Source organism: uncultured Dialister sp. (assembly GCA_900314595.1).
Classification (GTDB): Bacteria; Bacillota; Negativicutes; order Veillonellales; family Dialisteraceae; genus Dialister.
Map to the genome: position 1 here is coordinate 1 of OMVW01000047.1, position 19,731 is coordinate 19,731.

Sequence of the window (19,731 nt, forward strand, 5' to 3'; positions counted from 1 at the left end):
TCTACCATGGCAATCGCTAACTGAAAAAAGCTAAAAAATGGACCCTGGGGTAAGTGCGCCCTTTTTTGGGTTTTTCGGGATAATGGTTTTATAGTAAACCTGGGGAGCCTTTACCGTTTGCATGCCAGGGATTTTTGACATATATCCCATGTGCCTTTTGGCATTTAGTCTCATCAGCCGGAAAACTGACTTGCAAAGGAACTCGCTGCATGCTCCCCGGTGGTATTGGTACGGATCCGGGCGGAGCATAACGCGTGAAGGGCCTGAGCCATTTTCATGGATGCCGTGGGAACACCCTATCCGTCGCTTTCAGCGACACCTTCCCCTCCAGGGGAAGGCTATGCGCGCCCCCAGGCATCGAGGCTGGCCTGATTCCTCCGCCCGCAGGACCGGTTGAGAAGGTTTAAAAATCAATACTTGCGGCGCTCATGAATTTGCGCCGCCACCTTCCCGATAGCCCCGATAATCCCGATAACCTCGAGATTCCCGATTCAAAAGTATTTCCACTTTCATAGTAATCAGGCAGAAGAACTCTATTTCCTATTTCCTGCAAAGCAAGAAAAAGAGGGCGCCTCGCGGCAGCCCTCAGAATGTGTAAGCGATATTTCCGGCAGGAGAAATCAGCCCGTAATGGAATCGGCGTTGATCCGAAGCTGGCTCACAAATCCGGTTTCTTCGTCTGTCTCGCTGCCTGTTTCCAGTGTGCCTGTGACGGTGATGGGGGTATCATAGGGGAGTGCAGTGATGGGTTCGTTGACTTTAACGACCACGATGTCCTCAGGCCAGTCGGCATCTGAATTACAGAAAGGGCAGATGGACATGGGAACGGCAGTGAGTACGAAGAAATGTATGGTCGGCGTCAGTGGTGGGGCCATATAGCCCTGCATGGTCACTGAGCCGCCTTCAAGGCTCTGTACCTTGTCAGAGAAGACGAGTCCGCCGTCCTGATACCCGGAATAAATTTCGTTAAACGATAATTCTTCCGCAAAGGCTGCCGTGATTCCGGTCAGCGCAAGGATGAGAGCCATAAAGGAAGTCAGAAGAAATTTTCTCATTTATGAGATTTGGTAGCATCGATGCCAAGGGCACGGAGCATACCGAAGAAGACTTCGGTGTTATCCATAACGCCATGGAAGTATTCGGAGCCCGGGCCTCCTGCGTTGAGGACTACATCATCGGCGGAATGGCATTCCTGAGTTTCATTCTTCGGAATATTGGCCGGTACGAGTTCGGCTTTGCCATTCTTCGGAATGCGGGCCGGATTTGCCTTGGAGGAAGCTTTGGAAACCTGATGGTATTCGATCTTGTCCCCATTCTGGACAGCTTCTTCTTTGGTTTCGGTAATTGCGAGGGCCGGCGGGGTCGGGGTCTTCATGAAGCGGTAGTTTTCGTAGTATTCAGGATGGTTTGCATACTGAACGGCAATGGTTACGTCCGGATCCGGATTTTCCGGGAATCCGTCATGGTTTACATCCTTGAAGGTCGGGAAAATGGATTTTGCATAGGTACGTACTGCATCTTCGCCGGTCTTTCCGTCTCTTTCATGGTAGGTGCCGGAGATGGAAATACCATGGGAGTGATCGGCTACGACGATGATCAGGGTATTGTCGCCATGTTCTTTTGCCCACTTTTCAGCGTATTCGATGGATTTATCGAATTCGATGAGGTCGTAAGCGGATCTCTGCCAGTCCATGACGTGGAGCTGTTTATCGATGGAACCGCCTTCGATCATAGCGAAGAAGCCGTTCGGGTTTTTGGAGAGGATATCGAGAGTCTTTTTGGTCATGTTCATGAGGTTCGGCTGATCCATATGGCCTTTGAGGACTTTCGGGTCTCTCAGCATTTCACGGTCGATGTATACGTTCATGGTGCTCGGGGTGAAGAGGCCGAGGAGCGGTTTGTCAGCCGGAGCTGCCATCATATCGGTGGAATTGTCTACGAAGGTGTAGCCCAGGTCTTTGAATTTCTGGATGACATTGATGTCATCTTTTCTCTTGGAACCGGCTACGCTCTTCGGAACATAACGGGCAGAGCCGCCGCCCATGATGACGTCAGGACGATGGTATTCTTCGAGGTAATTGTTGGACAGGTAATCCTGGAGTGCTCTTCTGCGGGTATGACCTACCATAGCTGCCGGGGTAGCATCGGTGGATTCAGCCTGGGTTACGATGCCGACGGACATGCCGCGGGTACGTTTCAGGATTTCGGAAATATTTTCTACTTTCGGATCATCGAGAGGATCTTTGGTGGAATCTTCGTAAACGCCCATAGCATTGACTACGGATTTATGACCGGTAGCATAAGCGGAGGCAGAGTTTGCGGAGTCGGTAACGAGGGAATCATAACCGGAAGTGGTGATGAGGCAGTTGTGGTCCAGTTTTTCCATAGCGAGAAGATCATTAAATTTCCCGTTGGTCATGCCTTTGGAAAGGATACGGCCGATTTCACGAATCTGGAGGGACATGCCATCGCCTACGAAGAGGATGACGTTTTTAGCTTTCTTCTGGGAAGCTTCTTTGACTACTTTGTAAGCAGCGGACTGGGTGGAAGTTCCGAGGGAATCCTTTGCGGTTACCGTAACTTTGACATCGCCCGGTTTTGCAAAGTTGACTCCATCGATACGGTAGGAGGTCACACCATTGTCCAGAACTTTTGTAACTGCTTCTTTGCCGAAGTATTTGTCAGCGGATACGCCGTTGATCTGTACGTCTACATTCTGGAGGCCTTTTGCATTGGCTACTTCCACATCGAAATCAAAACGGGCACCAGCCCAGAACTTTGCGGTGTCTACCGGCAGAATGCGAATATCAGAAGCATCAGCACTCATGACTCCGCCAAGCATGGCAGTTCCTGCGAGAATTCCGCAGATGGCTGCTTTCATCCAGGATTTTTTCATTATTAACTCCTTCCCCTTTTAGAGAGAAACAGGCCCATGGGCCACAGACCGCAAGCGGTCAAATTGATTGTTCTGCATATCATCTTAAAAGGGCGATGAAAGAAGAAATACAGGGTTTCGTATGAGTTTGGAAAAATAATGATTAGAATTGTATGAGTTTTGGAAATAAAATTGACAGTCGCCATGAAATGTAAAGATTCGATATCCTGGACAGTGATGATCGTTGTTCATGGTTCGTGATTCGTGATTCGTGGTTCGTGATTCGTGAAGGCGGCCGCCCCAAAATTTGGAGGCGCCGGGTATATATTGGCCTTTGGCTCCCAATCGTGCTGAAAGAGATTCTACGCAGGCGGTGACTCTACACTTACGACCCCGACCTGTATTCCCGGCCTTACGTGAACGTGTACCTCCGCACGAGGGGGAGTGTGTATTCCCGGCCGCACGTGGAGCGAGGGGAGCGCAGCGTTCTCTTTCGGATGTCAGAAATCCGGTTGAAAGAGTATTTTCGATATTAACCAAACCCATTCAAGTCGTTACCGCTCAAGCCCTCCCAATGATTGGGAGGGTGGCCGAGCGAAGCGAGGTCGGGTGGGTTGTACTATCGTTCAAGTCGAAAGTGGCTCAGACGCTTTCCGACTTGCGGGTTCGCTGAAAGACACATAAGGGGATTACTATCGAAACTGACTCAAGCCATATTCATTGTGCCTGATTCCCAATCCCCAAATTCATTCCCGGCCGTGCGCGTGGAACGGAAAAAGCACAGCGTTCTGACCGGGAAGTCAGAAATCCTGCAGAAGGCGCAAAAAAATCCGCAGGACCAAAAGGGTCCTGCGGATTTCCATATTTCTATTTCTTAATCTTTCAGTGCGCCGATGATTTCATTGAGTGTGGCCGGCCTGATTTCACCCTTGCCGATTTCGGTGATGATCGTGACCGGAATCGTATCTCCGTGAAGGTTTTTATCCTGTTTCAAAGCTTCCAGAAGAATCTTGTTCGGGATGGCTGTGGAAATGGGGAGGGACAGGGACTTCAGCACGTATTCCAGGCGGCCTGCGGTGCCATGGACGGTAGCTCCTTCTGCTTCAGAGCGCTGGGTCACACGGTACATGCCGATAGCCGTAGCTTCACCGTGGGTGATTTCCATATTGTTGTAGCGGGAGCATCTTTCGATGGCACTGCCGATGGTATGGCCGAAATCGAGGAGACGGCGTTCATTCTTTGAAAGCGGGTCCAGTTCCACATAATGGGCCTTGATGATGCAGCAGCGGCGGATGATTTCCGGAAGCACCCGGTAAATATCCATATCAGAGGTGACTTTTTCGAAAAGTTCGAAAAGTTCCCTGTCTGCCACGCAGCCCAGCCTTACGGCTTCGCCCAGGCCATTGTGGAAGAAACGGCGGGGCAGGGTCTTTGCCATGCCCGGGTCGATGTAAACGGCTTTCGGCTGATAGAAGGTGCCTACGATATCTTTGCCTGCATCCGTATCGAGGGTGATTTTCCCGCCGATGGACGAACCGATCTGCGCGAGGACGGAGGTGGGGAACTGGATGTAGCGCACACCGCGGCGATAGGTGGCTGCGGCGAAACCGGTAATATCGCCTACGATACGGCCGCCCAGGGCGATGAGCAGATCATCGCTTCCAAAACCGAAGTCCACAAGGGCTCCATAGACTTTGCTGACCATGCGAAGGGTGCGGAATTTCTTGGAAGAGGGAACGACGATCATCTGCACGCTCATACCCGCTTCTTCCAGAGATTTGACCAGATCATTGCCGTAAAGCTTGTCAATGCCGTCTTCCGTGATGATGGCTGCTTTGGTCGCGCCGGTGAGTTCCCGGATCATAGGGCCTGCTTTGTTCACAAGGCCGTTGTCGATCACAATATCGTAGGAATCACCGCCAAGGTTAATATGAATTTTGTCCATACCCTTCACCTCGTTCAAATCTGAAATAAAGGAAATAATCTTATCTTATTATATCATAGGAAATTGGAAAGAGCGGATGAATTTCCACAATATCTGCCGATATTTCCTAATTTTTCAGGGCCCTTCCCAATCCCTTCCCTCTGCATTATAATTAAGAATGGAATAGTATTGGAAGGGAGGGAAAAACATGGGCCTGTCCATCAGGGATATCCTGCTGCTCGACTACTTTGACGGTAAACCGGTGCATCACAGGATTTCCCCTTTTGATATGAAAAATTTTGGCGACGATGCCAACAGCCGGCTCATTTCCCTCCAGAAAGAAGGCTGGATCCGGGAAAGCAAACCCCAGGAAACGGTGAATATGCTGCCGGATAAAGCGCTTTCCGATTTCCTGAAGCGTTACGGCCTTTCCGGCGAAGGCACCCATGCGGAACTCACCCGCCGGGTGGTCCAGAACATCCCGGAAAAAGACTACGCCCACAGCGTGCCGAAATTCTTCGTCCTCACCAGGGAAGGCAAGGCGGAAATCGGCCACCACATGGCCTACGTGCTGAACGCACGGGAAAACTACGGACTGACGGAAGGAGAAATCGGCGAATCCCAGACCGCCCTCTCCCAGAGAGGCGAACCCTTCACCGCCAGAGACATCCTGTACCGCGCCTTCCAGCAGAAGATTTCCCTGTACACCATGGCCGGCGAATGGTCCAAACTCAGAAATACCTACTACACGGTGGCCAATTTCTACCTGCGGGTGAAAGACAACGAAAACGCGCTGCCCTATTTCTACCTCGTCTTCTTCATTGATATGTCGGGCATGGGAAATAAAAACAACCTCGTCCCCTACGAAAACCTTTTCCCCACCCAGAAGGGCATGATCATGCTCATGGATGAAATACGGAGAGACCTTCACATGGATATGGATGACGTGAAAGCCTCCTTCCTCTCCTCCATCGCCCGCATGGCCCCTCGCCTTCCCTTTGCCTACTTCTCGCCCCAGGTCATGGCCTCCATGCTCCTCGAACGCCTCCGCGGACACGATTTCAACGGTACGAAATATATCGCAGAACGAAACGTGCCGGATCCCGCATCGAAATCCTACCACTACATCCCCTACGGACGGAGCGAAATGAGAGGCCCCGCCAGAAGCGTGCCTCCGGTGAAACCGAAAATCATGGCACCTCCCTCCTTCCGCATGCCCGTCTTCACCGCGCCTCCTCCCTTTAAACCGTCGGACAATGCCTATCCCGTCCCCCGCATCCATAAACCCGGTCCCGCCAAACCCATGGCCCCCAAGCCCTTTGCAAAGAAAGCAGCGAAAAAAGGACTCCTCTCAAAACTGAAAAACCTGAAGGAAATAAAAGATCTGAAAGATTTGTTTTGAAGTTTTTAGTGCATAGTGCGTAGTTTTTAGTAATTAACGGTCACTCAACCAGCAACTAAAAACCAACAACTAACCACTAACAACTCGCATCCCTTTGACTTGAAAAATAAGCACTACTCTTGTAAAATAATATTAATGCGTTTGTAGCTCAGCTGGATAGAGCAGCGGTTTCCTAAACCGTGTGTCGGGAGTTCGAATCTCCCCAGGCGCACCATTTGATTGCTGCAGCACTTCTGATAGAGACAGAAGTGCTGTTTTTGTTTTGTCAGATCAATGGTAAGTGATAAGTGAAGGTGGCACCCTTGCGGGCGCAGTTTTTATATGGGGCCTCTGGCCCCCACTTGTGCTGTAAAGGTTTTCCGCAGGCGGTGGCTCTTCTTCGGCGGCCCGGACCTGTATTCCCGGCCTTACGTGGACCTGCATCCCCGCACGAAAGACAGCGTGTATTCCCGGCCATGCGGAGAGTGCCGATTGGCACAAAAAAAGAACTTCGGGAGCCTGACCGTTACGACTTGAACGGGTATTTCACACCCGCCTGTGCAAAGTCCCCATAAATAATTTGTCGCCCCATCAGGGGCGATACCTTCCCGCACCCCGCACCCCGCACCCCGCACCCCGAATTTTCGGAATAGAATCTAATGGGGCCTGCCTCTGTGAGGCTAACCCCGACTACCGGAAATGACACAAACCATCTGATCTGATAAAAGACTCAATAAAAAAGCCTGTGCAAAGTCCCCATAAATAATCGGCGGCCCTCAGGCCGCTACCTTCACGAACCACGAATCACGAACCACGAATCACGAAATCTCGATACTGACAATACCGGGTCTCGCCGTGGTGAGGCTAACCCACGAATACCGCATCTGACTCTATCCGTAAAAAAGACAAATGACTTGGAATCTATTACGTAACGCATGGATTCTTTCCAGTCAATTTCCGTGCTAATGATCGTACGCCCCCTCACCCTTTGGGAGCTCCCCGGACGCGTGGAGCACGCCATCAGTGATAACCGGCATCATCCCCGCCTGTGCAAAATCCCCATAAATAATTTGTCGCCCCATCAGGGGCGACACCTTCCCGCACCCCGCACCCCGCACCCCGCACCCCGAATTTTCGGAATAGAATCTAATGGGGCATGCCTCTGTGAGGCTAACCCCGACTACCGGAGATGACACAAACCATCTGATCTGATAAAAGACTCCATAAAAAAGCCTGTGCAAAATCCCCATAAATAATCAGCGGCCATCAGGCCGCTACCTTCACGAACCACGAATCACGAATCACGAAATCTCGGAAGTGCCTGTACCGGGGCTCGCCGTGGTGAGGCTAACCCACGAATACCGCATCTGACTCTATCCGATGACCCCAATAAACAAAAAATCCCCCAATCGAATAGACGGGGGGAATCATGGCCGTATAGATCAATCGGCTGCAGGGACTTTGGCCTAGACACGCAGGGACGGAGCTGCCGTTTGACGGAGGTGGCCGGCAAGTTTGTCATGTCGTGAGGTTACTGACGCTTGATTTCTGGTCTTTCAATCGGGGGATTTTCTTGATTTTGTTTTCATACCGGTATGAGGGAGATTGGAATCCGGCCCGCTTTGCCCTTCCGCCCGGTTCGATCGAGTGTGCACATCTTTCTTCATTTCTCTGTCTATATAGTACAGAAAAGGAAATTTATTTTATTAGATTTAGATTAAACTTTTTTTCAAATGAAGAAATCCTGCATTATTTTCCCCTGTGATTCATCGTCTTTCCCGGCTTGCAGGGACGATTCCCTTCCCGCTTCGCTCGCCGCCCCCAGGCCGGGGCCTGTAACGTTCGGCCTGAATGGGTATTTCCAGCCCGTCTGTGCACAGTCCCCATAAAAATCGTCGGCGGAGAGCGCCGACACCTTCAGCCACTGCACAGGCGGCTCACACGATTATGAGTGTCCCTTTGCTCCGCCAAAATCGGTTCGCTGCCTGACTGATCACTTACCACTTCACCGCAAGTGAAAAGAGCCGATTGCTGCCCAATCGGCTCTTCCCCCCTTACGCTTTGACCACGATGCCTGCCACCACCAGGCCTGTGAGGAAACCTGCCACGAAGAACCGGATGAACCGGTACGTCATGCGCGTCCAGAATTCATTATAAATTCCCTCAAATTCCTCGTCCGTATAAAATTCCCGTTCCTCCTGATTTTCCACCATCCCTATTTCCTGCCTCTTCTCTTTCCGTTCCTCTTCCATAAGCCTCCTTGCCTGACCACCTGTCCCATGCGAAGAGTATTATAACGCATTGGAGTGACAGGAGATGTCTTTGGGAAAAAGTTTTTGGCGCTTAGTTATTAGTTTTTCAGCCATTAATTTCTACCTGCCAGGGAACCGGAAGCAGGCCCGCCGGAAGGCGTAAGCCCTCTCAAGCCCGCGTTTTCCCAATAAAAAATCCCATGACTCCCCGGTCATGGGACTCCTTATTATTTCTTATAAGCCATGAGATCCTGAATCCCCACATCCAGTTCCTCGGCAATACGTACAAGGATAGGGAGAGACATGGAGCCGGCCACGTCTCCACATTCGATCTTGGACATATACCTGCTGCTGATTCCGACCTTGTCGGCCAGATCCACCTGGGTCAGCCGCTTCTTCTTCCGGTAGTAGGCTATTTTTATACCCATTCCCCTTGGGTCAATCTGCTTTCCCATACACTCCCTCCTTCATATGTATTATTATCATATTTTTATTCACTTTTTGAAAGGAACTATCAGTTCCACTTTAACCCCAGTTAGTTCAGTTTTAAGAAAGTGCTCACCTGCCAAAAATTCCGACAACAGCCAGTACATCCGGCCGTGTGTAGCGCCCGTTTCGCCTCCTTTGGAAATAGCTGCTCCTTCCTGACTGTACTATACCACCCGCACATGCCAGCCCCTGTCGCGTACAAAAATTTGGCGGCCGGTTTTTCAAATTTTTTCACCTTCTGTCAAATCTCCAGATCATAAGGAACCGGCAAGAGGAGTCACCTCTTTTTATTTCTGCTATACTTATATATATACATATTTATTTCGAGGGGTATGACTATGACTTTGGCGGAACAGAAAAAACGGGCAAAAAGCTTTGCAGACCACTGGACGAAGCAGGATTACAAAGAAGATGGAAATACGTCCCTTTTCTGGCTGGAACTTCTGGAAATACTGGGCGTACAGTCTCCTACGCGGTATATTGAGTTCGAAGTGCCGGTGCAGCATCTGACGGGCAGCAAAATCTTCATCGATGCCAGGATTCCCTCCCTTCGGATCCTGATCGAGCAGAAAGAGTCCACCTTTCCACTGGAACTGCCGGAGGGAAAGACCTACAGCCGTCACGGGCAGACCTATCATTCCGTTTATGAACAGGCCTATGAATACGACCAGACCTTCTCCCTTTCCGAGAAAAGCCGGTATATCGTAACCAGCAATTTCAGGGAAATATGGATTTATGACATGAACGTGCCGGAGTCGGAGCGGCTGCCCATCAAAATTCCCGTAGCAAAACTTCCCTCCCACCTGCAGAAACTGCAGTTCCTGGCCGATGAAAAAGAAAGGCCCGAGCATCACGATGAAGTAGAAGTCTCCGTTAAAGCCGGTGAACTGGTGGGCAAGCTTTACGATGCCCTTTACAAAGAATACCGGGACCCCTCCAGCGAACATTCCGCCAAATCCCTCAATATCCTCTGCGTCCGTATCGTTTTCTGCCTCTATGCGGAAGACGCAGGTCTTTTTCCCGGAATCGACGGATTCCGCAGATTCCTCCTCACCTGGAATGAAGAAAATATCCGGGACGGACTCATTAAATTATTCAAAGTCCTGGACACAAAACCCGAAGACCGGGACCCATACATGCAGCAGAGCCTCTCCGTATTCCCCTATGTGAACGGTGGACTTTTCCACGACGAACAAGTGGAAATACCCTTCATCACGAAAGACATCCTTCACATCATCTGCGATGAAATGAGTGCAGGCTTCAACTGGTCAAAAATCTCCCCCACCATTTTCGGGGCCGTTTTCGAATCCACCCTGAACCCCGAGACCCGCAGAAAGGGAGGCATGCACTACACATCCATCGAAAATATTCACAAAGTCATCGACCCCCTCTTCCTGGAAGACCTGGAAAAAGAACTTCACTCCCTCATCGATATCCCGGCGGACCTGAAGCTGGTGAAAAGCGGGAGCGGAAGAAAGGAAATAGAACTCCGCCCCGCCTATCGGGCGAAACTGGAAAAATTTCAGGACAAACTGGCCTCCCTCCGTTTCTTCGACCCCGCCTGCGGCAGCGGAAACTTCCTCACCGAGACCTACCTCTCCATCCGCCGCCTGGAAAATAAAGTCATCTGGGAACTGGCAGGAAATATGCAGTACCTGAGCTTCGTCAATCCCGTGAAAGTCTCCATCCGCCAGTTCTACGGAATCGAAATCAATGACTTTGCAGTCACCGTAGCCAAGACAGCCCTCTGGATCGCCGAATCCCAGATGCTCAGGGAAACAGAAAAAATCATCCACATGGAAATCGACTTCCTGCCACTCAAAACAAATGCCAATATCCACGAAGGAAACGCACTTAGGATGGACTGGAAGGAAATATTACCACCTTCCAACAAAGTCTGGGCAATGGGGAACCCACCATTTGTCGGGTATGATTGGATGTCACCTTCTCAAAAATCTGATATGAAATCTATTTTCGGTGCCAAAACGAACCGTTTAGATTATGTAACGGCATGGTATATGAAGGCTGCACAATATATTCAAGGAACAAACATAAAATGTGCCTTTGTATCAACCAATTCAATTACTCAAGGTGTACAAGTATCTGATTTGTGGTCCCGGCTTTTCAATGAATATCACATCAGCATAGATTTTGCTCATACTACTTTCGTATGGCGCAGTGAAACTAAAGATATGGCCGCCGTGCACGTTGTCATAATTGGATTTTCGCTGAAATCCACGCCTCACAAACAAAAATATCTCTTCGAAGGCAATGAAAAGAATGCTGTTTATAATATCAGTCCATATTTGACTGAGGGCCCGGAAACAATAGTAATTCGTCGCCCTTTGCCCTTAAGTGATGTACCCAAGATGGTACTTGGCAATATGCCTAAAGACGGCGGTGGTTTTATTTTTGATCGTGATGAATATGAAAAGTTTAAAAAGAATGAACCTCAATCTTTAAAATTTATTCACCGATTCATGATGGGGCGTGAATTTATCAATAACATCGAAAGATATTGCTTGTGGCTCGTTAATGCTAAACCCAACGAGCTAAAATCACCAATGTTGATGAAACATCTTAAAAATGTACAAGATTATCGCCTTTCAAGTACAGCTGCTTCCACAGTAAAGTTAGCAGATACTCCAACATTATTCGCCCAAATTTCCCAGCCTGATGGCAACTACATAGCATTACCCAAAGTTTCTTCTTGTCGGCGTAGATATATTCCAATGGGTTATCTATCTTGTGATATTATTGCAGGCGACAAATTATTTATTATCCCAGACGCTACTCTTTACCATTTTGGCGTTTTAACGTCTAATGTTCACAACGCATGGATGCGTCTAACTGCGGGTAGGCTTAAGAGCGACTATAGTTATAACATTACAACTGTCTACAATACTTTCCCTTGGCCAACCCCAACAGATAAACAAAAAGCCCTCATTGAGCAAACTGCCCAAATGATCCTTGGTGCCCGGGCCCTATACCCCGACAGCAGTCTGGCCGATCTCTACGATCCCCTTCTCATGCCGACGGAGCTTCGCAAGGCTCATATCGAAAATGACAAGGCCGTCATGGAAGCCTATGGCTTCAACTGGCATACCATGAAAGAAGAAGACTGCGTGGCGGAACTGATGAAAATGTATGAATCTTTAATTGAAAAAGAAAAGGAACAGCAATCATGAAAAAGAAATACACCGGCAAGTATAAAGAAATGGCGGACGAATTCCGCAAAAACGGGTGCGATGAATATACAGTCGAAAAATTCATCCGCCGGGAAATGGAACAGGACGAATGGGAGAAAGGCCGGGGGATCACGGACATCCGGGCGGTGAAGGCGTGGAAGGAGGTTCCCGAGGATTTCCGGGAACTGCTGCTTCACAATGCATTCTGCAGCAAGTGCCGAGGAGTGACCTCCTTCAAACCGGGCTATGTCCTCCGCTGGGATCATGGAATGGTGGTCATCGAAGGAAACTGCAAAAAATGCGGGGAACCCATCGCCAGAGTGTGCAACTGAAAATGCCCTGAACCAACCGCAAAGAAATCAAAGACCGGACAGAATGAAGACTCATTTCGCCCGGTCTTTTTTATTGTGAATTCTCAGAGCCGCCAGGGCACGCAGGGTCGGGAGCCATCGCTCCTGCGGAAATACAGGTACTTCCGCGGGCTCTTTACCAGAAAGTGCTCTCTGCGGCTGGCAGGAATCATTTTTTCAAACCTCATCGCCTTTGCTAACCCGGATTCCATCCAGAAGCCCAATGCCAGGGCCAGAAGGAGAATGCCGGCCAGCATGCCCAGAAAAAAGGCGTTGGTGAGATCTTTATCTTTCCAGAGGCGGGAAAAGCGGTTTTCATTGTCTTTTCTATCAGTCGTCATCGCTGTCGAAACAGGAGAAATCGCAGGCTCGAACTTTGCGGAGCAAAGCCTTTTTCTCCCCCTGACTGAGCAGCGGCCCCGGCTGGGAATCGGGACCTTCCTTATCTTCCAGAAAGGACAGGATCCAATCCAACTGGTTAACCGTGAATCTCTGTAATTCTTTCGCTGTGAAATCCCAGTAGTTATCTGTAATCTTTTCAATAAGTGATTGCTTGTATGAACGTCGGCCCATATTACCTCCTAAAATCCCGGCCGCCCCTAAGGGGCTTCCGGAAAATAAACAGAATAATAAATATTTCAAAAATTTCTTTGATCAATATCAATATACGAGTGCCATAGCTTCCGGTACTTTTTTTGCCGCCGCCTGACGAAGAAGAGCATCACATTTTTGAGGGTCAACGTCGATATAGGTACAGGCCAGAATAAAAATTGCCTCTCCATCTCCCTCATCGACAAGCTGCTGGAGTAACGCCCTCGATTTCACAAGGTCAGGCTTTACGGATCTATCCCCGATGATCAGGAGCTGCGCAAGCTCTTTGACTGCATCAGCGCATCCGCCATCAGCCGCCTCCTGGAGAAGAGCTCGATATTTTTGCCGGTTTCGCTTAACGCCAATGCCGTCTCTGTAACAGTAAGCTAACTGGTACGACGCTTGAACATCGCCAAGGCCCGAGGCCTTCTTAACCCAATAGTAGTACTCCTTCTTGGGGTCCTCACATGGGATCTGACCCCAGTTGTAGAACTCCGCCATGAAGAGCATCGCACGGGTATTACCCCTGGCCGCTCCCAGCTTAAAGAAGCCTGCTGCTTCAGGGATGTGCTTCCTTTTGAAATGAATCTCTCCGGCCACTTCCGCAGCATCTGCATTGCCCACCTGTTCCGCAAGTTTTTCGGCGAAAGGAAGGACCCGATCTTCATCCCCGGAATCCGTAACAGAGACAAAATTTTCAATGAGGTCTAATAACTCCCGTTCTGAAAGCTCCAAATCGATGTCAGCCAATTCGTTTTTCAATTCTTCCCGGCTCATTCCGGCGTATGTTTTATTATTCGTCATCATTTTCGTCCTCCATTTGAATACCGTATTCCTGCAATACTTTCTCCCTGCGATTGAATTCATGACAGATATCCTTAAAGGCTGCGTTGGTCATATCACATCTGAGCCTCAAGGAGCGGCATTCCATTTTTAGTTCGTTAATTGTTTCCAAGAGATCCTCTTTTTCATCAAGGACTTTCTGGTAACGCTCCTTCCAGATACCTTCCTCAGAGAACCTCCCCAAGAACCCTTCCGCCGGCTCCCGCTCTTCCGAGTCGTCCTTTATGACAAGGGTAACGTCTTCGTCTTCCATATCCTCTAATTGTCTCATTGTCTCTGCGTCTATATGTATATTCATGGTTTACCTCCTGAATATTTTAAGAATGAAGACTGCAGGCCGCAGTTCCGCCCATGTGGAGCCATGCCTGCAGTTTTCTTAATTAACCGTTTAACGGGCAGCTTGCATCTGGAACTGTTCCCGTCTCTGCTGCAGACGGTTCGAGACAACCTCTGCAAGCTGCGCCGCACAGGGGTCGGCCGGGTAGAGCTGACAGGAGAGTGCCATAGCCGCCAGAGAAGGCATCTGGCTCTCCGGAGCGAAGGGTGCGAATTCGGGAAGCCTCTGGACATAGATGCCGGGTCGCATAGGAACAGTGGCCTTGCGAAGACTCGCAGTCCCTATAATTCTGGCTCCCGGATCGTGTATCGGATCCCTGTCATACAGCTTGTCAACATTGAAGAGCCTGTCCACGTAGTCCGGATGGAAACGACTCAGTGACCCCAGCACATAGCCGGAATAAAGTCTGCTCACGATCACCATATCCACCAAAGAACTGGCTCCGTGGTGCTCCGGTGTTTCAATGCTTGCAAAAGCACTTTCCGGCAGACAAAGGAACGAGGGGTTCTCTGAGGTGGACCTTCTTACCATCAGGGGTCCCTGGGGATACAGAGATCCATATGGCTGGGGCCGTGCCTGCGGATTTTTCAAGACATGAAACCCCTGCCTTGTAATATACTGATCTGCCGGGCTGTATAGATAAATTGTGTGATTCAATCCCTGGTAGCAGGTGAACCCGGACAAATCTTTAATCGTGAGGAAATTATTACCATTACTTTCCATCATTATATTTACCTTCCTTTAACTTTTATTCCTTTTCACTGTTTCCTTCAAATGGAAACAGGCAGCTTTAATTTTTATTACTTTTTATTTCTAAAATTTATTTTCCGTCCTTACCCCGGACGGTTTCATCTTCCTCCCACTCCAGCCAGTCGGATAGAACAGGCAGATGAATCTTTCCCTTCCCCGCCAACCACCCGATGCCAAAGGCACCAATTCCGGTACCGACCGTAAGGATGAGGAGCTGTGCGTTGTGCAGCCAGATAAGCTCTTCTATTTCCATGGAAATCACCTCCCTTCCATCCGTAAGCAGGGCATCAGTCCCCCTGACAGCCTCAGTATAGCATCGTTTCAAAAGTATGTCAATAATATTTCTTTCATTTATTTCTGAATTATGTATTTGACAACGTTCCATGCGCTCCATAAAATAAAAGAAAGAATTTCTATATTTCGAAAGGATGGACATCATGGTCATCACTTACAGACTGCTTTTTAAATTTCTGACCAGCAAAAGGTTTAATCCAAGGTTCAACTTCACCCAGCTGGAGCTGGCGAATTTATTTGGAATCAATCAGTCTAATATCAGCAGCACCATGAGCGGGAGAAAAAAGCCAATCCAGTACATCAAGGTCAGAGGCAAAAACGTCCGGATTATAAATAATTCTGATTTAGTCGCGGATATCATTGCCTCTGCCCTGGAAAAAAAGGCCCGAGGCCGCAATATTCTCCCTGAATACACGGAACAATGGGCAAAGTTCCTTTCGAAAGTGATGGGGCCGCCGTCAGAAAACGTCCGGGCTGCCTTTCAGGAGAAAGACCTCCGCGGCTTCCTCAGGGCAATCTGTGCCGAGGCTGAAAGAAACCGCTATGTCGGCGAACCGCCCGAAAGTAAGAATCCCGATCATGGAAGCCCCGCTGAGCCCACCGCACCTTCCGGTTCCGCCGGAAATGAAGAGGAGCTAAAGCTTTCACCACAGGAAAAAAAGAGTCTGGAAATATTCCGGAAATCCTACTTTGACCAGTCCCATCAGGACGATGAAAAAGAGTTTCTTAAAAAAATAATTCCCCTGTTAAGAGACCTTTTCAAACAGATTGACTATGATGAAGGTCTGATCAAAATCATTGCCGGAGCGATGCGCACCGCCTCCCTGAAAGCCGCTGAAATCCGCCAGGCTCTTCTATCCGGCCATTATGAAACGCTGCCGGATATCCGGTCCGGGGATGACAATGACGGTTCCCCGAAGAAATTTTCTGAACTTGTAAAAGACCTTCTGCCCCCCGGCGATCTGACTGACGAGGAAAAGACTTTGCTCCGGAAGCTCTCCCTGGCTTCATTCGAAGGAGTCCAGGTCAGGCTGCTGCCGGAATTATTCAAAAACCAGACCGATATTTCCCTCATCCCCCATCTTGTGACCACCGGCTGGATCAAAGAAGATCGAGCCATAGACGCCAGTCAGGACAGAATCCATATTCCCCTTGTCTTCTGTCATATCCTGCAAAATGAAATAAAGCCGGACAACTGCAGGACCTGCCTTCAGGAAGCCCGGAAAGCCCTGGATCCTTCTCACAGCCCCAGGATGAAATATTCCCTGCCGGAAATCGATGACCTCTGCCGCATTCTTGCCAATGCCATCCATTGGGGTGGAAAAGAACCGGTCCCGCAGATTGATGAGCTCTGGAAAAATGATTTCGCCCTCTTTACAGAAAATCAGAAAAGCGAAGCCCAAATTTATAAAGAAATTATCCGTCTCTATGAATCAATAAGCAGTGCCAATGACTACTATCAGCGGAAAGCAGAGATTTTTGATCAATTCGGCAACTTATACCTGAAAATCCCGGCAGCCGAAAATCCTGACCGGTCCTCTGGATTCAATCTCCGTTTCTGGATCAGTTCTCTGATGCGCAGCCTGCAAATGATGTCCTATGCCACCGTCAGTTACGAAAAATCACTTGATTTCTCAAAGAAATGCAATGCAGATCCATCCATTCTATCTTTGAAATCGTTTCATCTGGCCATCGCCGGTACCATGGCCACCGGACTTGCCGCCTGGGTATCCAGGTACTATATCAATGATGAACAGCCCGATGACCCAATGGCAGACCCCGATGATTACCTGAAAAAAGCCGCTGACGCTTTTGCCGGCGGATTGCAGCCCTTCCTTTCAGTCACCCCGATTGGAGAGGAACTGCCCAACTTCCCCCTTACCTTACCTCTGGTGCCATCATCGTCTTATGATGAAATGCCCTCTGATCCCTTCCCTTCCGCCAATGAACTGATAAAAGAAAGCAGTCAGGCCAGGACCTTCTATAACGAAGGAAAAAGCAGGTTCGATCAGGGAAACTATATCGATGCCCTTGACGAATTCCGGAAAAGCCTTGAAATTTACTCCCGGATCCTTTCTCCGGCAGCCGATGGAGCTGAAAATCCTTTCGACGGAATCGTTAAAGTGATGAAAGGCCTCCTTCCAAAGACCGCCGACGCCTACCATTCCTTCCAGACCGAAATGGAGCGGAGAAAAGAACTGGCTGCCAATGCGAAATAAAAACAGCCATGAAGAAATAAAAATGCCCGAGTCAATGATTTGAATTTTTTGAAATAAAAAATACCGTGCGGAATGAAATCATTTCGCACGGTTTTTTTATGCCATCTTTCCGGACTTTCACAGGGTGAGTCTCAAATGTGCCTTGAATCGGTAGTCCCCCCTCAGTCCGCTTCGCGGCCAGCTCCCCGGGAGAAGATAGGCAATTATCTCATTTTCGACTTGAACGATCGTACGACCCCTTCCCCTGCGCTTCGCTCCGGGACCTCCCCTGACCAGGGGAGGTTGGTGGGGAGCCTGAAGCGATACCATGCTGATGGTTTGAGACTTTTATCCCATGTGCTTTTTGACAGGCAGCCCCATTTTCGACTTGAAATGAGGTCGCAACAATATGTCAGTCTATAGGTCGCAACACTATCGCAGTCTATATATACAAAAATCTCCCGGCTCCAGCATTTATTTTTGGGGTTTGAAATAGAGTTGTACCACAATGTCAGCCCACGAAACAGGTCGCAACACTATTGCAGTCTATGGAGTTGTACCACACAAGCAGTCCATAAGTCGCAACACTTTTGCAGTCTATTGGAGTTGTACCACACAAGCAGTCCATAAGTCGCAACACTTTTGCAGCATAAGTCGCAACACTTTTGCAGTCTATTGGAGTTGTACCACACAAGCAGTCCATAAGTCGCAACACTTTTGCAGTCTATTGAGTTGTACCACACAAGCAGTCCATAAGTCGCAACACTTTTGCAGTCTATTGGAGTGGTACCACAATGTCAGTCTATTTTCTCATGATTGTGGATGAGAGGTGATAGAAGGGAACGCAGGATTTCGCAGGGTGAATGAATATTTCCTATAGTACAGAGAGAGCAGGGAGAAAACATATGGATAAAAACGATTACAAAGACATCACCATCAAAGCATCTGAACAGGACGGGGGAATCCGCGTGAATATTGTCACCGATGAAAAAGATTCCTCCGTGATCACCACCAATATAATGCTGGCCCTGTGTGCCATGTATGAGATTCCGGAAAATTATCTTCCGGAAATATTCGATGCCCTGGGGCAGGTCATATTAAAGGCTCAAATGGAGAAGCAGAAAGAGAAATCACCCTTTTTCCGCCACCTGTTCCGGTAAAGAGACGAATCATCAATCAGGCAGGGAATCCGGGGGTATTAAATCGGAAATATCGAAAGCAGGGGCATGGAAAGGAGGAGCGTATGGGCAGACAGATCGACCCGAGAGGCATGGGCCTGAAGATTGCCTATTTCCGAAAAAAGAAGCGGCTGTCCCAGGCAGGCCTGGCAGACAAGGTAGGTATCAGCACCCGGTATATGTCAAAAATCGAATGTGGTGACGTGGCCACTTCGGTGTCCCTTCCTATCCTGATACGGATTGTGGAAGAACTGGACGTGGACATTGGGCAGCTCATGGCTTACAAGTAAAATCGCAGGGAATTTTGAAAAATTTCATCACAAAAGCGGTGCATTCTGCACCGTTTTTGTTTTAAAATATTTATGGAATTATACCCGAACATATAGTATAATTTCTGCGAGGTAGTCGGTAAAAAGGCTTTTCTCTCCCGCAAGGGGGGTGATGCTATGGGTATTTACGAAACACTGTCTCTGATGATTGCTTTCGGCATGCTGATAGCATTCATTATGAAGAACAAGTAATTATTCATTCCATTGAAAAAAGCCTTCCTTAAGGCTTAGGAGGCTCTCTTCAACTTAAGCAGAAACAAGAGAAAGCCAATCCTGGACCAGAGGATAAGTATCGGCTGCCTCTTTTCTATGGATATTATACCACATATGAAAAAACAGGAGGCATCATTTTTTATGGTGCCTTTTTATTTAGCCTCATTTGTGCCTTGGGCGAAAGAAGAACTTGCCAAGCCGCTCCGCCAACCCTCCCGTTAACCTGCTTCTTTTATCTCATTTTCGACTTGTACGATAGTACAACTCCTTCGCCCCTTCTGGGCTGCCCGCACTTCAGGGAGGTTAACGCCGGGCATGACCGGCAGGTGGGACAAATGTGTTTTCCAAATGAAAACGCTGTGTTCCCCGGCTCCACGCGCGGAGCCGGGAATACACGCGCTCCCTCGTGCGGGATTACACGTTCACGTAAGGCCGGAATAGGGAGTGTACAATAGACTGTGTAAAGTTGAATTGTAACTCAAACGAGAAACAGCAGAAAGGTTTCTGAAATTAACAAAATCATCTCTCAATAAGGCTTT

Annotated in this window: 18 protein-coding genes and 1 tRNA gene; 8 read left to right on the forward strand and 11 right to left on the reverse strand. The window is 48.9% G+C overall.

The annotated features are described in order from the left end of the window. Positions 1–620: 620 nt before the first annotated feature. The 3 genes from QZN42_RS09065 to QZN42_RS09075 all read right to left on the reverse strand — a co-directional run bounded on the left by QZN42_RS09065 (position 621) and on the right by QZN42_RS09075 (position 4,820). Positions 621–1,055 (reverse strand): hypothetical protein, encoded by a 435-nt coding sequence (locus QZN42_RS09065; RefSeq protein ID WP_296956829.1) that lies wholly within the window; start codon positions 1,053–1,055, stop codon positions 621–623. Beyond that, positions 1,052–2,896, reverse strand: coding sequence for an alkaline phosphatase (locus tag QZN42_RS09070; protein ID WP_296956832.1), 1,845 nt, complete (start codon positions 2,894–2,896; stop codon positions 1,052–1,054). Before QZN42_RS09070 ends, QZN42_RS09065 begins: the two co-directional genes overlap by 4 nt. Positions 2,897–3,749: 853 nt before the next feature. After that, positions 3,750–4,820 carry a 3-dehydroquinate synthase gene (locus tag QZN42_RS09075; protein ID WP_296956834.1) on the reverse strand — a complete coding sequence of 357 codons (1,071 nt, stop codon included), beginning with the start codon at positions 4,818–4,820 and terminating at the stop codon, positions 3,750–3,752. 187 nt (positions 4,821–5,007) lie between these two features. Here QZN42_RS09075 and QZN42_RS09080 point away from each other — a divergent pair, with 187 nt between their 5' ends. Both QZN42_RS09080 and QZN42_RS09085 read left to right on the forward strand, forming a co-directional pair. Then, positions 5,008–6,201 (forward strand): hypothetical protein, encoded by a 1,194-nt coding sequence (locus QZN42_RS09080; RefSeq protein WP_296956837.1) that lies wholly within the window; start codon positions 5,008–5,010, stop codon positions 6,199–6,201. Between the two features lie 137 nt (positions 6,202–6,338). Then, positions 6,339–6,415, forward strand: a tRNA-Arg gene (locus tag QZN42_RS09085). Between the two features lie 1,819 nt (positions 6,416–8,234). On the opposite strand, the gene QZN42_RS09090 is transcribed toward QZN42_RS09085, so the two are convergent. Together QZN42_RS09090 and QZN42_RS09095 are read right to left on the reverse strand one after the other, a co-directional pair. After that, positions 8,235–8,432, reverse strand: coding sequence for a hypothetical protein (locus tag QZN42_RS09090; RefSeq protein WP_296956839.1), 198 nt, complete (start codon positions 8,430–8,432; stop codon positions 8,235–8,237). Between the two features lie 227 nt (positions 8,433–8,659). Next, on the reverse strand, positions 8,660–8,887 hold the full coding sequence (locus tag QZN42_RS09095) for a helix-turn-helix domain-containing protein (protein WP_296956841.1): 228 nt from the start codon (positions 8,885–8,887) through the stop codon (positions 8,660–8,662). Between the two features lie 372 nt (positions 8,888–9,259). Between QZN42_RS09095 and QZN42_RS09100 the strand changes: the two genes are divergently transcribed. Together QZN42_RS09100 and QZN42_RS09105 are read left to right on the forward strand one after the other, a co-directional pair. Continuing rightward, positions 9,260–12,109 carry a DNA methyltransferase gene (locus QZN42_RS09100; protein WP_296956844.1) on the forward strand — a complete coding sequence of 950 codons (2,850 nt, stop codon included), beginning with the start codon at positions 9,260–9,262 and terminating at the stop codon, positions 12,107–12,109. Then, entirely contained in the window at positions 12,106–12,441 is a 336-nt protein-coding gene (locus QZN42_RS09105) for a hypothetical protein (RefSeq protein WP_296956847.1), read from the forward strand. Before QZN42_RS09100 ends, QZN42_RS09105 begins: the two co-directional genes overlap by 4 nt. 83 nt (positions 12,442–12,524) lie before the next feature. On the opposite strand, the gene QZN42_RS09110 is transcribed toward QZN42_RS09105, so the two are convergent. From QZN42_RS09110 to QZN42_RS09135, 6 genes are all read right to left on the reverse strand, one after another. Next, the gene (locus QZN42_RS09110) at positions 12,525–12,800 is read right to left on the reverse strand and encodes a hypothetical protein (protein ID WP_296956849.1); all 276 of its coding nucleotides are present in this window, start codon (positions 12,798–12,800) and stop codon (positions 12,525–12,527) included. Then, on the reverse strand, positions 12,790–13,032 hold the full coding sequence (locus QZN42_RS09115) for a hypothetical protein (RefSeq protein WP_296956854.1): 243 nt from the start codon (positions 13,030–13,032) through the stop codon (positions 12,790–12,792). The genes QZN42_RS09110 and QZN42_RS09115 overlap by 11 nt, the downstream gene beginning before the upstream one ends. Before the next feature lie 87 nt (positions 13,033–13,119). Next, positions 13,120–13,857, reverse strand: coding sequence for a tetratricopeptide repeat protein (locus QZN42_RS09120; protein ID WP_296956857.1), 738 nt, complete (start codon positions 13,855–13,857; stop codon positions 13,120–13,122). Further along, positions 13,844–14,191: a hypothetical protein gene (locus QZN42_RS09125; RefSeq protein WP_296956860.1), complete on the reverse strand. Its 348-nt coding sequence runs from the start codon at positions 14,189–14,191 to the stop codon at positions 13,844–13,846. Before QZN42_RS09125 ends, QZN42_RS09120 begins: the two co-directional genes overlap by 14 nt. A 90-nt stretch (positions 14,192–14,281) precedes the next feature. After that, positions 14,282–14,956 (reverse strand): hypothetical protein, encoded by a 675-nt coding sequence (locus tag QZN42_RS09130; RefSeq protein ID WP_296956862.1) that lies wholly within the window; start codon positions 14,954–14,956, stop codon positions 14,282–14,284. Positions 14,957–15,050: 94 nt separating this feature from the next. Then, a complete protein-coding gene (locus QZN42_RS09135; RefSeq protein ID WP_296956866.1) occupies positions 15,051–15,233 on the reverse strand; it encodes a hypothetical protein in 183 nt (60 codons plus the stop codon). Between the two features lie 184 nt (positions 15,234–15,417). Between QZN42_RS09135 and QZN42_RS09140 the strand changes: the two genes are divergently transcribed. The 4 genes from QZN42_RS09140 to QZN42_RS10180 all read left to right on the forward strand — a co-directional run bounded on the left by QZN42_RS09140 (position 15,418) and on the right by QZN42_RS10180 (position 19,171). Beyond that, positions 15,418–17,493, forward strand: a complete 2,076-nt coding sequence (locus QZN42_RS09140) for a hypothetical protein (RefSeq protein ID WP_296956868.1) — start codon at positions 15,418–15,420, stop codon at positions 17,491–17,493. 884 nt (positions 17,494–18,377) lie between these two features. Then, positions 18,378–18,632, forward strand: a complete 255-nt coding sequence (locus tag QZN42_RS09145; protein WP_296956869.1) for a hypothetical protein — start codon at positions 18,378–18,380, stop codon at positions 18,630–18,632. Positions 18,633–18,715: 83 nt separating this feature from the next. Continuing rightward, on the forward strand, positions 18,716–18,940 hold the full coding sequence (locus QZN42_RS09150) for a helix-turn-helix domain-containing protein (RefSeq protein ID WP_296956871.1): 225 nt from the start codon (positions 18,716–18,718) through the stop codon (positions 18,938–18,940). A gap of 156 nt (positions 18,941–19,096) precedes the next feature. Next, positions 19,097–19,171: a putative holin-like toxin gene (locus QZN42_RS10180; protein WP_363916640.1), complete on the forward strand. Its 75-nt coding sequence runs from the start codon at positions 19,097–19,099 to the stop codon at positions 19,169–19,171. Positions 19,172–19,731: the final 560 nt, after the last annotated feature.

What these genes read in the sequence shown, in the direction of transcription:
- QZN42_RS09135 (WP_296956866.1), bottom strand. Translation starts at nt 15,233, where the DNA reads ATGGAAATAGAAGAGCTTATCTGGCTGCACAACGCACAGCTCCTCATC.
- QZN42_RS09065 (WP_296956829.1), bottom strand. Translation starts at nt 1,055, where the DNA reads ATGAGAAAATTTCTTCTGACTTCCTTTATGGCTCTCATCCTTGCGCTG.
- QZN42_RS09115 (WP_296956854.1), bottom strand. Translation starts at nt 13,032, where the DNA reads ATGGGCCGACGTTCATACAAGCAATCACTTATTGAAAAGATTACAGAT.
- QZN42_RS09100 (WP_296956844.1), top strand. Translation starts at nt 9,260, where the DNA reads ATGACTTTGGCGGAACAGAAAAAACGGGCAAAAAGCTTTGCAGACCAC.
- QZN42_RS09105 (WP_296956847.1), top strand. Translation starts at nt 12,106, where the DNA reads ATGAAAAAGAAATACACCGGCAAGTATAAAGAAATGGCGGACGAATTC.
- QZN42_RS09125 (WP_296956860.1), bottom strand. Translation starts at nt 14,191, where the DNA reads ATGAATATACATATAGACGCAGAGACAATGAGACAATTAGAGGATATG.
- QZN42_RS09145 (WP_296956869.1), top strand. Translation starts at nt 18,378, where the DNA reads ATGGATAAAAACGATTACAAAGACATCACCATCAAAGCATCTGAACAG.
- QZN42_RS09110 (WP_296956849.1), bottom strand. Translation starts at nt 12,800, where the DNA reads ATGACGACTGATAGAAAAGACAATGAAAACCGCTTTTCCCGCCTCTGG.
- QZN42_RS09075 (WP_296956834.1), bottom strand. Translation starts at nt 4,820, where the DNA reads ATGGACAAAATTCATATTAACCTTGGCGGTGATTCCTACGATATTGTG.
- QZN42_RS09070 (WP_296956832.1), bottom strand. Translation starts at nt 2,896, where the DNA reads ATGAAAAAATCCTGGATGAAAGCAGCCATCTGCGGAATTCTCGCAGGA.
- QZN42_RS09090 (WP_296956839.1), bottom strand. Translation starts at nt 8,432, where the DNA reads ATGGAAGAGGAACGGAAAGAGAAGAGGCAGGAAATAGGGATGGTGGAA.
- QZN42_RS09140 (WP_296956868.1), top strand. Translation starts at nt 15,418, where the DNA reads ATGGTCATCACTTACAGACTGCTTTTTAAATTTCTGACCAGCAAAAGG.
- QZN42_RS09095 (WP_296956841.1), bottom strand. Translation starts at nt 8,887, where the DNA reads ATGGGAAAGCAGATTGACCCAAGGGGAATGGGTATAAAAATAGCCTAC.
- QZN42_RS09080 (WP_296956837.1), top strand. Translation starts at nt 5,008, where the DNA reads ATGGGCCTGTCCATCAGGGATATCCTGCTGCTCGACTACTTTGACGGT.
- QZN42_RS09130 (WP_296956862.1), bottom strand. Translation starts at nt 14,956, where the DNA reads ATGATGGAAAGTAATGGTAATAATTTCCTCACGATTAAAGATTTGTCC.
- QZN42_RS09150 (WP_296956871.1), top strand. Translation starts at nt 18,716, where the DNA reads ATGGGCAGACAGATCGACCCGAGAGGCATGGGCCTGAAGATTGCCTAT.
- QZN42_RS09120 (WP_296956857.1), bottom strand. Translation starts at nt 13,857, where the DNA reads ATGATGACGAATAATAAAACATACGCCGGAATGAGCCGGGAAGAATTG.